A 14,902-nucleotide genomic window follows, 5' to 3' on the forward strand; every position below is an offset into this window, starting at 1 on the left:
TAGTGTGAAAATGTCAGGTGCTTTGTTCCAGATTGCGGAAATAGAGCACCTCCAGCTGTCTGAGAATCTCTTTAGGTTCCCCCGGATACTCTTCCTGAAATACTCCCGCATCAGATTCAACAGTGATCATCCATTGCTGCGTCTGCCGGGTCATTAAACAGTGCGGGAAATTCATATGGTGATGCCAGGCAACACCCTGTTCGTTGAGTTGACGGACTCGTTGTAACAATTCTGACTCGATGTCCTGTTCACTCTGCGTAAAGCGGATATCCGGGTTAAGAATGTCGTCACCATGCAGCAGCCTGACCAGCTGCTTATCAGCCTCAGGAAAACTGACCGAGGGGGATATATACGCAATATTGTGCTGGTTATCTTCGACAACCACGGCATACAAATCCGGGTAGGGATTGAAATGGCAGCCTGGTGAGATGGCATGGGAATGCCACGGCCTTCCGTCAGCAATAAATGACATTGCCAGCGGAATAACTTCGTCCATTTCAATTTCATGGTACGTCAGTAATGAGTGGCTAATGATCTTAGGCATGGTATTCCTTATTCTCAGGAGAGTTTCAGCCGGTCTTTCGCTTTGTATAACGGGAAAATCAGCCCGCTGGCGTACTGTTTAACTGACTGGAAAAGGATGTCCCGTTGTTGTTTCACGAACAGCGGAGATTCTGCCGCAGTGATCTGCTCACTGAGGATGTCAGCAATAATTTTTCCGGCAGCGACACTCATCGCCACACCGCGGGTAGAAAAACCGATACAGGAATAAAAACCCTGATCATGAATCTGCAACGACGGGATCCATTCATCTGCAATGGCGCAATAGCCTTCCCAGTAATATTCCAGCTCAATTCCGGCCAGTGACGGAAACAGAGTTTTCATCCGCAGCTTTGCGTGCTCCATACCGTAATTTTTGCCACCGGGAGTAAAAACTGCGCCACCTGACTGTAAGCGTCCTAAAGAGTCGAGCCGGCCAAAACCGCCAGATTTCCTCAGGTCGGTAAAGGTAATCCCTTCGGGTAACACTGTGCGCCGCTCCTGTTCTGTTAGCGGGCGGGTCATGGTGTGATAGAGGCGGACAGGAATGACTGACTTGCCCAAAGGCGCTGCCAGATGGCGGGTATAGGCATTAGTAGCAATCAGTACTTTAGTGGCATTGAACTGACCGCGTTCGGTGGTCACCCTGTACTGGGCCTGCTGTTTGTCTATGGCAGTCACCTGATGATTTTCCAGAATTTCGCAGCCGGCAGTCAGAGCTGCCCTGGCCAGCCCCTGGGCTAATGCAAATGGCTCGACCGTGCCACCGGTTTTCTGAAACCAGCCACCGAGATAGCCATGAGCGCCGGTAGATTGTTTAACCTCGTCGCCTGACAGCCATTGAATATCAATTCCGCGTTGCTGCCATGACTGATAAACACGTTTCACTCTGGCCAGTGATTTTTCTGAGTGTCCCGGCTGGATAAATCCCCGCTGAACCGGATGGCACTGAATCTGATGCTGTTCAATTAAGCGGAACAGATATTCAGGCGCTGCCACCACCTGAGCTGCATACTGTTCACCTTTGGCATTGCCAATACGCAGCTTAATATCATCTGCGGTCAGGGCGCCCGGAAACGTGGGTACCACCGCGCCACCATTTCTTCCGGAGGCGCCTGAGCCAACGGTGGCCGCTTCCAGAAGTAATACCGACATTCCCTGATTTGCCGCGTGAAGTGCGACAGACAGCCCACAGTAACCGGCACCGATCACTACCAGGTCGTAGCTATCACGGCTCGCCCGGTCAGTGGGTTGTATTCTCTCTTTACTGACTACCGACCAGTAAACGTCGTTTATGTCACCATCACGTCGGCTGAACATAGTAAACTCCGGAAACCATTAAAATTTACATTAGCTACGGGCTGTACTCCCGGAATTTAACTTCCGGCAGGAAACGGGTTAACTGCTGAATAAGCTGCGAATTTTATTCAGATATTCGCCCGGAGGCGGGGCAAAGGTCAGCGCCTGACTTTTTGCCAGCCCAATGTTCTGATGGATGCCAATCATGGCTTCCAGATACTTGATGGCGACTGCCGACGAGTCCATCACAGGAACCGTCGTCCCGGAGACCAACTGATAACCTGCTTTACGTAGTAACGGGCCGTAGTAGGCACATCCCACCAGAATGATTTCAGCGCCATCGGCAATACACTCACGGGCGGCCTCTTCAAACAGTGGGATAAACTGCTGATGGGGTGACGTCACTGCGCTTTTCAGCATGTCGGCGGTGGAGAAGGGGTTAATAGTCCGGACCGGATCCTCAATACCCCGGGCGGATAAGCCGTAAGCCATGATGTCGCGTTCGATGGCTACACGGGTTTTATCAGAGACGGTGATCACGGCAAATTTGCGGGCCATGGCCAGCGAGGCCAGCAGAGATTGCTCCCCGACTGATGCAACAGGAATATCGAGAATTTCCCTGGCTTCCCAGAGCGCATCATTCCAGCAACCGAGAAAAATGCCGTCATAGCCTGCATCCCGTGCCTGCAGGGCTTCTTCAAGTATCAGTACCGAATTCATATGTTCGGCATACAAAGAACGGGTAAACCCGACACTTGATGCCGGAAAGCGGAAGTCAACAGTGGTGCCCGGGGCCATCACCGAACGGATACTTTGTTCCAGTGTGGGCCATAAATCATTAAGCGATTCTGAGCGGGCAGTCGGGTGAATCCAGCAAATTTTCATATAACCCCTGAACGGAACAATAAGTATGTGTAGTGACACGGTGGCCGTCTGTCGGCCACCACCGCTTAGCGCATGCAGACACCACCGGAAATCACCAGGGTCTCACCGGTGACATACCCCGGGGCTTCACACAATTTCCAGACCCACTGTGCAATCTCTTCAACTCTGGCTGCTCGTTTCATCGGTACTTCCATGACACCAGCTTCCAGCCTGCCACCCGCCAGTGTGCCTTCGGTTTCCACCCAGCCGGGTGCAATGGCATTCACTACGATTCCCCGGTCAACCAGCTCAATCGCCAGAGATTTAGTCAGTGCGACCACGGCGGCTTTCGAGGCGCAGTACAGTAACTGATTGCGTGATACCGCAAAGGCATCGACTGAGGCAAAAAACAGCATGCAACCGCCAGACTCCGCCATGAAATCACGGCCGGTGCGGGCCACATTTAAGGTGCCAAGCACATTGATATCGAAAATGCGGCGATAAATAGCACTGGTATAGCTTTCGAGACTGGATACGGGGAAAATCCCCGCTGCGTTGATCACTGCCGATAATTTTCTACCTGCCAGCGCATCAGCAATTGCGGCGTTCAGTGCTTCCTGATCGGTAATGTCAGCCTGAACCGCAGTAAAATATTCGCTGCTCTCCTGCACCGTCAGATCGACCCCGATAACCTGCCAGCCTGAGTGCATAAAATGGGTGGCTACGGCCTTGCCCATGCCCGATGCGGTGCCGGTAACCAGTGCTACAGGATGAGTACGTTCAGTCATGATGGTTCCTTATAAAGAAGCGAAATCAGAAGAGGGGACTGCAGCTAACCCGGGATGCACTTTTTCCAGCAAATCCAGGGTTTTTACCGTGTCATCAAAATTTTGTTGCCAGAGGCGGCGTACAATATCGATTCGAGTGTCCGGTTGTTGGTGCTCTGCCATCAGCGCGGCAATATTGCTCACGCCCCGCTGCTGTAACTTAATCATTCGCGCAATTAACGTGGTCTGCTGGCAGTAGACCGGCCACTGTGCACCGCGTGGCGCTGCCAGTCCGACAAAATAGAGATTTTCACTGCGGGTAGGCAGAGTCATTGCAGCGGTGCGTAAAGGAACGCCTTCCTGCCAGTCAAGCTGCGACTGATCGAGAAATGGCAGGCTGACATTAAAGCCGGTAGCCCACAGGACTGAGTTATATTCGGCAGTGCTGCCATCGGTGAAGGTCACGACCTTACCGCAAATATCAGCGATGCCGGGCCGTACTTTGATGCGCCCATGCTGAATCCAGTAGAGCAGCAGGTTGTTCACTACCGGTGGTTGCTTTTCAAGATCCCAGGTTTCCGGTTCCGGCATGCCCGGATAATTCTTCCAGTTACCCAATGACACCAGGGTCAGAGCCTGAGCCAGTGAGTTTTGCAATTCCGGCGGCAGTTGATTAATAAACGGAAGTTCGGCCCGTGGCAGGCCAAACAAGGCTTTGGGCTGAAATACCTGACCACGACGGATAACAACATCGGTCTCAAACCGGTGTTGTGCAGCATCCACAGCCAGGTCACAGCCTGAATTTCCACATCCCACAACCAGCACTTTACCTGCCAGCTGTCCGGTATTGTTGTACTGGCAGGAGTGTAATGAAATACCGGTGTAATTTTCAGCACCGTCCGGAAAAGCAGGGTCCCATAAATGGCCGTTGGCAACGATAACTCCGGCAAAGTGATGGCTTTCGCCATTCACCGTTACCGTCCAGCCATCTTCTCCCTGTTTGCCTGCCGGCACTATCTGTTCGACACAGGAATTAAAGCGAATCAGCGGATATAAATTAAAATGAGTGGCATAACTTTCAATATAGGCTTTGACCTGATCCCGGCCCGGATAGAGCGGATAATCATCAGGCATTGGAAAACCGTCAAAACAGGAAGTACTTTTTGGCGTAATTAAATGCAGTGCCTGATAGTCATCGTGCCAGTGTCCGCCAACCTGTTGTGATTTTTCGAAACAGACAGCTTCAATATTCTGGTCCCGCAGTGTTTTCAGGGCTGCAAGCCCTGCAGCGCCGGCACCAATAATACAATATTGCAATACCATAGTAATTTCTCCTGATATAAAACTTAATATTCACCAAGCTGTGCTTATATAAATAAGCTGATTATTTTCTGTGGTGAAGAGCGAAAAACTATTGCGTTGTATAGCTGTTGCCTATGCCTGTTTTATTGACGTGATAATACCCATTCCGCCGCCTGTGCGGGTGTGTTTATTTTGTGGTTAATCAGAATCACTGAAAAGTTTTCAGATATATATAACTCGCCGTAAATAATATTTAATCCGGCATGGGTTATAGTTTTATTTTGTTTAATAAAATTTTTTCATAATAAGTCACCGCGCGGGTGAGCGTGAAGGCAATAATAAAATAGATCAGTGCTACGGTGGTCAGTATCTCAACCGGTCGGGCGGTGGAATCAGCAATCATTTGTCCCTGATACATCAGATCGCCCATACCAACCGCTGATATCAACGCGCTCTCTTTAAACAGAGTGACGCTGTTGGAAAGCAATGTTGGTACTGAGCGAATCAGCATTTGTGGCAGGAAAACAAATAACAACATGACCGGAAGTGACATTCCCAGTGAGACACAGGCATCTTTTTGTTCTTCTCCCACCGACTTAAGGGCTGAACGGAAACTTTCACTGGAGATAGCTCCCATATATAAGGTCATGGTCAGAATGGTCGATACCTGATTCCCCAGATTAATACCCAAAATCGCCGGGAGACAAAAAAAGAACCAGAACAGCTGGACCAGAATAGGGGTGCCGCGAAATACTTCCACATAAGTGCCGGAGATTGTTTTGAGTAATATATTTCCAGACTGGCGCAGCATGCTGACAATAAAGCCTAATGCCAGGCCGAGAACCAGACTAATTGCGGTATAATAGAGGGTATTTAATAATCCTGAAAGCAGTGCGTTTTTATAGGCAAAGATAAAACTGAATGCGGTTGAGAAATCGACCATTATGCTCTCCTACCTGCTCATTTTACGCAGACGTTTTTCAAACATTCCGACAATTTGTGATAATGGCAATGACACCACAAAGTAAATAATAGCGACGGTGGTGTAGACCTCTATCGGACGATAATATTGTGTCGCCAGAGTTTTCCCCTGATACATCAGATCGGCAATCGCCACGATAGCCACCAGGGATGTCTGCTGTAATAAACCAATGGTATTAGTGAGCAGCACCGGAATCGCAATCATAAATGCTTGTGGAAAAATAACGTACAACGTCTTTTTCAGTGGACTGAGACCGAGAGCAACACAGGCATCATGATGCGACTGCGGGATAGTTTGAATTGCCGCCCGGTAAGCCTCAGCATTAAACGCTGATACATTCATGCTCAGTGCCAGAATTGCCATGGTAAAGGCATCCCAGTAAACATTGAAAAAGATAGGCACGCAGTAAAATATCCAGACAATCTGCACCAGAGCAGGGGTACAACGAAATATCTCGATAAAAACCACCGCCGGCCAGCGGACGATCCGCCAGCGACACAGCGTCAGCAGGCACAGTAAAAAGCCTGCAACGATGCCGATGGAGGCAGAAATCAGGGTCAGTTTAATTGTCATGATAAGACCGCTGAGTAACTGCGGCCAGCCGTTGATAATAACGCTCATATCCCATGAAAATGATGTCATAACCGGGCCTCAGGATATTGATTCAACATGGAGTATTTTTTTCAGGAAATTTGCGGTTCGGGGTTCTGCCGGGCGGGTAAAAATTACCTCAGGAGGTGCGTCTTCCACCACCTGACCGTCAGCGCAAAATACCACCCGGGTAGCGATACGTTTGGCAAACCCCATGTCATGAGTGACTATCATCATTGACATATTTTGTGCCGCCAGCTCCATCATCACTCCTTCAACTTCAGAAACCAGTTCCGGGTCCAGTGCCGAGGTGACCTCATCGAACAGAATAATTCCGGGGTCTAGCATTAAAGCTCTGGCAATGGCGACCCGCTGTTTCTGGCCTCCGGACAACATTCCCGGATAGGCTTCTGCGCGATTTTGCAGGCCAAGACGCGCCAGTAGCTGCATTGCACGCTGAGTCGCCAGTGCCTTATTTTCGCCACGGGATCTCACCGGGGTAAGGATCAGGTTTCCGAGTACCGTCAGATGAGGAAACAGAGTGTAATGCTGGAAAACCATACCGATTTTCCGCTGGGATTCTTTGTGGATTTTGTTCGGCATTTGCAGATTGACGTCTGCAGAGATATAGCGCTGACCGGAAAAGTCGATAGTGCCGGAGTCGATTTTTTCCAGTCCCATAATACACCGCAACAGGGTACTTTTGCCGCTACCGCTGGGACCGATAACCACCACCCGCTCACCGGGTTCCATGTGAAAATTCATTCCATTCAGTATCGGTAATACGCCGTTGTTAAAAGATTTAACTAAGTTTTGTACAGACAGAAATGACGATGTCATCAGCACTCTCCAGAATTCATTGTTATTCCCGGAAACGGGCACGTAATACTTACGCCAGCGAATAAACGGGTATCACCCGGTATATAACTGGCAGAAAGAATGCAGTTATCCGATATTGCGGGAATTAATGGTTAAGAATACCCTGCCAGGTCATTTCCCCGAATAACCAGTGCTTCACAATACAATTACATTAATAGGGTTTATCAGGAAAACAATGAAGCAGGTGATGCCTTTCCTTTTTACAGGATCTGGCTATACCTGCAAAGCTTTATCAGACATTCCTATGGCAAAAAAGGGCGTTTAACCCTCATTTTAATATGTGCCATTACTTAATATTCATTAGGAATCATAGGTATGTATTTTTACTGCAGGCAGGAAATGAACAGAAACAGCCTATACACACTATGCCTTACCACTCATCATTCATATTTCCTATATGACAACCCTATGGAAATATCAGATGCTAAGTTTAATCGCAGCACCGTAGTAAAAGACGGTGCCTGTCAGATTATTTTATGAAATAACATGATAAATGTTCTGTGCGCTAACGGCACCCGGTTGAATAAGGGTTTTCATCTATTCGGAGATGTTGGTTCTATGACTTTACAGCAACTGCAATATTTTCTTTCTGCCGTAGAGTACGGCACATTATCGAAAGCAGCAGAGCATCTCAATATTGCTCAGCCTTCATTATCTGATCAGATTCTGCGACTCGAAAACTCTTTAGGAACACATCTGTTTATTCGTACTAACCGTAAACTGATTCTGACTGAGGCGGGGCATTGTCTGCTGCCACATGCCAGAATTTCGGTGAATGCGGCTCAGGAAGCGCACAATGTGGTGCAGTCGGTACGAAAGTTAAAAGGCGGAGCCGTTAGTTTTGGGACTTTTGGTAGCTCTTATCTCTATTTTCTGACAGACCTGATTGAAGAATTTCACCAGGCGTTCCCTGATGTAAAACTTAAAGTTGCCGGTCTTAATTCCAGTGAAGTGGCGGATGCTGTGATGGATGGCCAAATAGAGGCCGGATTAGTAATGTTACCGGTGAATAATAAAAGCTTAATTGCCAGTGAACCGGTCTGGTCGTCACAGGTCGGTTATATCAGTGCCAGTGAAAAACGCCTGGAAGGGGAGAAAACTATTGAAGCACTGCTGGATGCTCCGCTTATTCTGAGTGAAGTTAAATGGCGAAATACTGATCCCATCAGAAAACTACTGGCAAAACGTGCCAGCAGTATCGGTAAACAGCTCGAACCTATTATTGAAGTTGAATATCAGCAGACCGCATTTGAACTTGCCGCCAGAGGAATAGGCGATGTCATTGCCACCCGGCCTATAATGCATCAGTTAGGCTACGAAAAGAAATTAAAATGGGTGCCAATAACACCACCGGTGTATGAAGTATTTGGCTTTATTTATCGCTCAGATACTGCAATATCCAGCGGTACCCGGGAAATAATATCCATGATGAGAAAATACCTGGCAAAAATACAGTCTATTTACGATCATATTGAACAGTAATATGTCGACTGACTGACTAGATAATATATCCGTTCGCCAGCCATCCACCGTCAACCGGTAATATATGTCCGGTAATCATTGCCGCCTGATCACTGGAAAGAAAATAACAGGCATTCGCTACTTCTTCAGGCTCAGCCAGCCTGCCTAACGGGGTTCTGGCTTCGACACCACGCAGATTATACTGGCCTTGTTCGATGAGTGACTGCACCATCCGGCTGCGGATACCGGTCGGGGCCACAGCATTCACCCGGATACCATATCTGCCCCATTCAACGGACAGACTCTCGGTGAGCGTATGCAATGCTCCCTTCGAGGCGCAGTATGCGGCCCTTTGTGGCGCTCCGGACTCTCCATATACAGAACTGATAAAAGTAATACTCCCACCGCCGTGGGTGGCCATTTGCCTGCCTGCGGCCTGAGCGACGAGAAAACTCCCTAACACATTGACCTCCAGAATATGACTGAAAGTCTGTGCACTGACCTCAAGAGAAGGGCCAACAACATTAATTCCCGCGCAGGAGATTGCGCAATCGATGCCGCCAAAAGCATCACACATTCTCTGTATTGCATGCTCAATATCTTCACTTCGGGTCACGGAACCCGTGACCCCGATAGCCGCGGGCCCTGTAGATTCAAGCGCGCTCTGTATCGAGGCTTCACTCTGGCTAAGCAGGCAGACCTGGTCTCCGGCATTAAGATAACGTCTGGCAATCTCCAGCCCAAGTCCGCTGGCCCCGGTCACAAGCACTCTTTTCATTTCCGCCAATACTCCTGTCTGTAGTTTACTGGTGTTCCGGCGCCGAAAAATAGAGTGACTCGATCACCGATAACTGACTTACGGGTTCCGCTTCATAGACTTCACAGAGCCGGGTTGAAGCCGATTCCACGCTAATTGCCCACTGTCCGGGTTGCGGGTTAAGCAGGCAGTCAGGGAAATGCATATGATGGTGCCAGGCGTGATGGTGATTATGAAGCTGCTGAACTACAGCCACTGCACTGCTGTCTGCCTCTGATGACTCATGGCAATCGCAGGAAGCGTCCAGAATATCGTCACCATGCAGCAGTTTTACCAGGACTTTATCTGCTTCAGGAAATGCTGCGGACTTGCCAAGATATGCAACTCCGTGGGTGTTATCTTCGACCACCATACAGAACAGATCGCCATACGGATTGTACTGACAGCCTGGTGACAGCACATGAATATGCCAGTTGCACTGGCTGTTGTGCAGGTGCCGGCCAATGTCGACACAGCTTTCTGCAGGGACAATGCTGTATTCAATTCCGCCAACATTGATTGTTTCCAGAATCGTGATTTCCATAAATGTCTCCTCACAGAAAATTAATTTCTAAGAAATTCCATATATTGCCGGGTGTTCAATGCGATTTTGTCCTGATATTCAGGATCATCAGCATCGTCCTGAGTGCCGTAAAACGCGTGGAATCCGTCGTAGTGCGCATCAATAAACTTGCATACGCATTCAAAAGGGAGCAGCAGCCCGGCCAGAGTGCAGGCCATCCGGCCCTGAACTGAATAGGACTGTTCCCTCATCCCGGCGGATACCGCCAGACGGACTCGTTTACCGCGCATTGCTGTCCCGCCACCAAATGCCCAGCCTCTGCGGATAACATCATCCTGCCATTGTTTGAGGAGAGGGGGAGTACTGAACCAGAAGCAGGGAAACTGGATAATCAGCTCATCGTGATTTTCGATCAGTTGCTGCTCACTGAGGATATCGATATTGCCATCGGGGTAGGCTGTGCAGATATTATGCAGCGTATAATTTTCAGGTTGTTTAGCTGCTTCGGCCATCCATTGTTTATGCACTACCGATTCATCGGGTCGGGGGTGCGCAATCAGAATTAATTTTTTCATCTGACACCTTAGTTAAATTGCAGTTAAACTCTGTGCTCTGTGAAACAGGAATGCTGACCCCGGTCGTTTCAGGCCGGTATATTTACTGTGTAATGGCCCGCGGTTCGGTTGTGCTGAAAGGCATCTTCCTTACCGGAGATAAAGTTATTCTGCACATTCATGCCAAAAGGATGAATAACCGATGCGCTATAGCGAAGATAGGTTGTCCCTATAGGGGAATGCAGACTCAGCAATAATTCAGAGAGATATCCAACCGCAATCAACGGTGATCTGGTGTGGGGCTATGGTGAGTCCGCGACTGAGGAACGATGAAAAATATGTGGCAGGAAGTGTTCAGCCCGGCGGGGTTCCGGGCTGAAATCGGTTTTACAGCATGATAGTAATCAGATAGCCGACAAACAATGCCAGGTGTGCCGCGCCATTGAGTACATTGGTACGGCCGGTTGAGAAGGAGATTTGGCACAGTAATAACACGCTGCCCATGATCACCATCTGAGGCGCTTCCAGCCCGAAAATAAGTGGCTGTCCGGTAAAGACCGCAATCAGTGTTACCACCGGGACAGTTAATGAAATCGTCGCCAGTACTGAGCCAAAGAACAGATTCATTGCCCGTTGGACCTGGTTGGCCAGCACCGCCTTTATCGCACCTAACCCTTCAGGGGATAAAATTAACAGCGCAATCAGGAAACCAGTAAACTGCTCTGGTGCATTCAGGTCTCCCAGCAATTGTTCCAGCACCGGGGCATTCATTTTGGTCACGCTGATAACTGCCAGCAGGTGAATGATCAGCCAGACGGCATGCCAGCCACTACTGTGGGCCGAAGGCTTACCATGATGCGGGTCACCGTCATCGCTTTCATCCTCGTGCTCGTAGATAAACAGACTCTGATGGGTTTTGGTCTGAATAAGCAGAAATACCCCATACATGGCAGCAGAGACCGCGGCGATTAACAATGCCTGCCCGGTGGTAAAATTGCCGCCGGGTAATGCATCCGGGAACACCAGAACCAGAATCGCTAACGGGAAAATAGCAATCAGATATTGTTTGACCCCAGCCAGGTTGACGTACTGAGTGGCAAATTTTCGGCCTCCCAGCAGCAAGGCAAAACCGACCAGACCGCCGGTCACAATCATAATGATCGAATACAGGGTGTCACGCATAAGTCCGGGGGTGGCGTTGCCGGTGGCCATCAGCGCAGAAATCAGGCTGACTTCCAGAATCACTACCGACAGTGTCAGTATCAGTGATCCGAAGGGCTCACCCAACCGGTGAGCCAACACATCGGCATGGCGTACGACACTGAACGCACTGCACAAAATGGCGACCAGCGTAAGAATATTAATGGCAATAACGACGGGCATTGAGGTCTGATGGCTGAAAAACCATAAGACGATCAGAGCAACGATCGGGAAAATGAGCGAGTATTCCGTATGACGGGTTTTTTCATGCGCTGGCATTCTGCTTCCTCACGCGTTATATAATGGGCTGCTTGCGGTTTTGTTCTGCCTCAGGATAGAGATACACAATACAGTTGACACTGTATCATTAAATTCTGATTTTGATACATTTATTTACTTTCATTTACCACAGAATTGTAATGCCGTTAATTAAGCATCTTCCCACCTATCACTCTGTTTTATTGTGATTTTCATGATTCATTTATGCTAACAATCCTGGCGTTGTCGTGGCGTTATCGTTATTTATCATGCAATTTTAACGATGAAATCCTGATTTCTATTGTTTTAACCTATTTGCGATTTTTATCGTTACAGTTCATTGTTTTTCTGAGGGTTATCAGATATTCGTTTTCGCTGGTCATCGTTGGATGCAGTAAAAGATTATCAATTTTTGGGATTGTGAGGCTCTTCACATAATTAACTGTTTGCTGTAATGATAGCAGTGTTCACCATCAGTATTGCTTAGCGGTTGAGGAGGGCGGTGTGCTGACACGGGATTTTTTAATTAATGCGGACTGCCAGTCATCGTTTGGCCGAATCGATCATGAGCTGTTATTAACTCCGGAACAACGTAAGGCAAACCTGACTGAGTTTCTGGCGTTACTGCCCGCAGGCTTACCTGTCTGGGTGTTTGGCTATGGCTCACTGATGTGGAACCCTGCGCTTGATTACAGCGATGTACAGCCGGCGATCCTCGATGGCTGGCATCGGGCATTTTGCATTCGTCTGGTAGCGGGGCGCGGTACGGAGTGTCGGCCTGGCAGGATGCTGGCATTGCAGGCGGGTGGTAAAACCCGCGGGCTGGTCTTTCGTCTGAGCGAAGCTAATAAAGCTGAAGAGCTTGAGTTGCTGTGGAAAAGAGAAATGCTCACCGGCTGTTACTGCCCTCGCTGGCAACAGGTGACTCTGGACTGCGGGCAACAGATCATTGCACTGGTATTCACCATTAATACGCTACATCCGTTATTTGAAGCCGATGAATGCCCGACAGTAGTCGCTCCTCTGATTGCTGCGGCTCAGGGGCCGCTCGGGTCTAATGCTCAGTATTTGTTCGAACTGGTCAAAAGCCTGGCCGCGCTGGGCGAACAGGATGAAAAACTGCTGTCACTGGCAAGCCAGGTCAGACAACTACAACAATCGCCTCAGAAGTAATCTGTTGATCTCTGATGTGATTTGTCCCATCCATTAACATACATTTAGTGAATACTTCTGCTATCGTCACCTGGTCTGCGATTTAGTTCCGGACATGCTATACTGAGTGACACGTGTTTCCATTTAACTACAGGCCCCTGACGTCGTATAAAATTGCACTGAAACGGTTAAACTGAACTTATGCCTTTAAACCGCTCCCGTCTTTACTGTTGTTCTGCGTTGTTGATTTCTGCTTGCTGGTGGCTGCCTTCAGCACTGGCGGATATCACCGACACAATTTCGCAAACTCCGTTCACTGATGCCGGGCAGTCTGTTTCTGATGACAGTGAATTGCCTGATCTTGGCAGTTCTGCCAGTCAGAGTAATTTCTCCCAGCAGTTAGCAGAGATAGCGAAATCTATCGCAGAACAAAACGACACCGATACCGACACCAGCCTCGGGCACAGCGCCGGTTTATGGGCATTCAACCACTTCCGGGATAAATTATCCGATAAACTCAATCAGGAAAGTCAGAGCCTGCTGTCACCTTATGGCAGGGCTAACGTTAACCTGGATGTGGATGTCGATGGCAATTTCGACGGAACTTCAGCCAGGCTCCTGAGCCCACTGGAAGATAATAAGCGTTATCTGTTATTCAGCCAGGTAGGTATCAGTCGTAGCGTTCCCGGCACCACCGGCAGCTTTGGTCTGGGACAACGCTGGAATGCCGGTAGCTGGATGTTCGGTTATAACTCGTTTCTTGACCATCTGTTTGAACAGCATCTGGACCGTGCTTCCTTTGGTACTGAAGCGTGGGGTGATTTTCTGCGTTTTTCCGCCAACTATTATCTGCCGGTCTCCGGCTGGAGAGACAGCGACAGCACGACGATGACGCGGATGGCCCATGGTTATGACATTACCAGTCAGGGCTATTTGCCATTTTATCGTCAGCTGGGAGTTACGGTCAGTTGGGAGCAGTACCTGGGTGACAATATTGATGCGTTTAACAGCGGGAATTATTACCACAACCCTTCAGCACTCTCACTGGGGTTCACTTATACCCCGATACCGTTAATCACACTCTCTGCCAGCCATAAAACCGGGACCGGGGGTGAAAGCCAGGATCTGTTTGGTCTGAATTTTAATTACCATTTTGGTGAGTCACTGGCAAAACAACTCTCTCCGGATGAAGTGGCATCTGCTCACTCGCTTCGCGGCAGCCGTTATGACGCGGTAACCCGCAGCAGTACTCCGGTATTAGCCAGACGAACCAAAACACAGCTCAGCGTGTTCCTGGCAACGCCGCCGTGGCAGTTAACCGGCGGGGAAACACTCATGTTAAAATTACAGGTGAGTCCGTCGGGCGATATCCGCAGTGTTCACTGGCTGGGGGATACCCGTGAACTGAGCCTGACAGCCCCGGCGAATCCTACTGATTTACAGGGCTGGAGTATCATTTTGCCAGCGTGGGATAACGATCCTCAGGCATCGAACGAATACCATCTGGCGGTCACTGTAGAAAACAGTCAGCACCAGGCCACTTCAAACTGGATCACCCTGAAAATAGACCAGCCGTTTATTCTGCCTGAAATCTCTGATACCCCGCAGTTTGATCTGATGGCACCCTGAGCTCTGATTCACGGCCTTTAATAACCTCGCCCTGTTTCAGGGCGCGTGTTGCACCATGATGTGACATTAAGCACCTTTATGGTGCTTTTTGTGTTTGATGAACGG

The 14,902-nt window shown here is 49.1% G+C and carries 15 protein-coding genes; 3 read left to right on the forward strand and 12 right to left on the reverse strand.

The window, feature by feature from the left end; translation table 11 throughout:
* Positions 1-13: 13 nt before the first annotated feature.
* From A7K98_RS08455 to A7K98_RS08490, 8 genes are all read right to left on the reverse strand, one after another.
* Positions 14-544, reverse strand: coding sequence for a hypothetical protein (locus A7K98_RS08455; protein WP_087488152.1), 531 nt, complete (start codon positions 542-544; stop codon positions 14-16).
* 14 nt (positions 545-558) lie between these two features.
* The gene (locus tag A7K98_RS08460; RefSeq protein ID WP_087488153.1) at positions 559-1,860 is read right to left on the reverse strand and encodes an NAD(P)/FAD-dependent oxidoreductase; all 1,302 of its coding nucleotides are present in this window, start codon (positions 1,858-1,860) and stop codon (positions 559-561) included.
* 78 nt (positions 1,861-1,938) lie between these two features.
* On the reverse strand, positions 1,939-2,724 hold the full coding sequence (locus A7K98_RS08465) for an aspartate/glutamate racemase family protein (protein ID WP_087488154.1): 786 nt from the start codon (positions 2,722-2,724) through the stop codon (positions 1,939-1,941).
* Between the two features lie 65 nt (positions 2,725-2,789).
* On the reverse strand, positions 2,790-3,491 hold the full coding sequence (locus A7K98_RS08470) for an SDR family NAD(P)-dependent oxidoreductase (RefSeq protein WP_087488155.1): 702 nt from the start codon (positions 3,489-3,491) through the stop codon (positions 2,790-2,792).
* A gap of 9 nt (positions 3,492-3,500) precedes the next feature.
* Positions 3,501-4,793 (reverse strand): flavin-containing monooxygenase, encoded by a 1,293-nt coding sequence (locus A7K98_RS08475; RefSeq protein WP_087488156.1) that lies wholly within the window; start codon positions 4,791-4,793, stop codon positions 3,501-3,503.
* Between the two features lie 247 nt (positions 4,794-5,040).
* Complete coding sequence (locus A7K98_RS08480) at positions 5,041-5,715, reverse strand: amino acid ABC transporter permease (RefSeq protein ID WP_087488157.1); 675 nt, start codon at positions 5,713-5,715, stop codon at positions 5,041-5,043.
* 9 nt (positions 5,716-5,724) lie between these two features.
* A complete protein-coding gene (locus A7K98_RS08485; RefSeq protein ID WP_232461610.1) occupies positions 5,725-6,396 on the reverse strand; it encodes an amino acid ABC transporter permease in 672 nt (223 codons plus the stop codon).
* Between the two features lie 9 nt (positions 6,397-6,405).
* A complete protein-coding gene (locus A7K98_RS08490) occupies positions 6,406-7,185 on the reverse strand; it encodes an amino acid ABC transporter ATP-binding protein (RefSeq protein WP_087488158.1) in 780 nt (259 codons plus the stop codon).
* Positions 7,186-7,782: 597 nt separating this feature from the next.
* Here A7K98_RS08490 and A7K98_RS08495 point away from each other — a divergent pair.
* Complete coding sequence (locus tag A7K98_RS08495; RefSeq protein ID WP_087490428.1) at positions 7,783-8,706, forward strand: LysR family transcriptional regulator; 924 nt, start codon at positions 7,783-7,785, stop codon at positions 8,704-8,706.
* A 16-nt stretch (positions 8,707-8,722) separates the two neighbouring features.
* Here A7K98_RS08495 and A7K98_RS08500 read toward each other — a convergent pair whose 3' ends face one another.
* The 4 genes from A7K98_RS08500 to chaA form a co-directional block, all read right to left on the reverse strand.
* Positions 8,723-9,463 carry an SDR family NAD(P)-dependent oxidoreductase gene (locus A7K98_RS08500; RefSeq protein ID WP_087488159.1) on the reverse strand — a complete coding sequence of 247 codons (741 nt, stop codon included), beginning with the start codon at positions 9,461-9,463 and terminating at the stop codon, positions 8,723-8,725.
* Between the two features lie 25 nt (positions 9,464-9,488).
* The gene (locus tag A7K98_RS08505) at positions 9,489-10,025 is read right to left on the reverse strand and encodes a hypothetical protein (protein ID WP_087488160.1); all 537 of its coding nucleotides are present in this window, start codon (positions 10,023-10,025) and stop codon (positions 9,489-9,491) included.
* Positions 10,026-10,045: 20 nt separating this feature from the next.
* Positions 10,046-10,579 (reverse strand): NAD(P)H-dependent oxidoreductase, encoded by a 534-nt coding sequence (locus tag A7K98_RS08510; protein ID WP_087488161.1) that lies wholly within the window; start codon positions 10,577-10,579, stop codon positions 10,046-10,048.
* Positions 10,580-10,945: 366 nt separating this feature from the next.
* Entirely contained in the window at positions 10,946-12,037 is a 1,092-nt protein-coding gene (chaA, locus tag A7K98_RS08515) for a sodium-potassium/proton antiporter ChaA (RefSeq protein ID WP_087488162.1), read from the reverse strand.
* A gap of 483 nt (positions 12,038-12,520) precedes the next feature.
* Here chaA and A7K98_RS08520 point away from each other — a divergent pair, with 483 nt between their 5' ends.
* Positions 12,521-13,189: a gamma-glutamylcyclotransferase gene (locus A7K98_RS08520; RefSeq protein ID WP_087488163.1), complete on the forward strand. Its 669-nt coding sequence runs from the start codon at positions 12,521-12,523 to the stop codon at positions 13,187-13,189.
* A 180-nt stretch (positions 13,190-13,369) separates the two neighbouring features.
* A complete protein-coding gene (locus A7K98_RS08525; RefSeq protein WP_087488164.1) occupies positions 13,370-14,797 on the forward strand; it encodes a YchO/YchP family invasin in 1,428 nt (475 codons plus the stop codon).
* Positions 14,798-14,902 lie beyond the last annotated feature (105 nt).

This window comes from Tatumella citrea (assembly GCF_002163585.1).
In the GTDB taxonomy this organism is placed as follows: Bacteria; Pseudomonadota; Gammaproteobacteria; order Enterobacterales; family Enterobacteriaceae; genus Tatumella; species Tatumella citrea.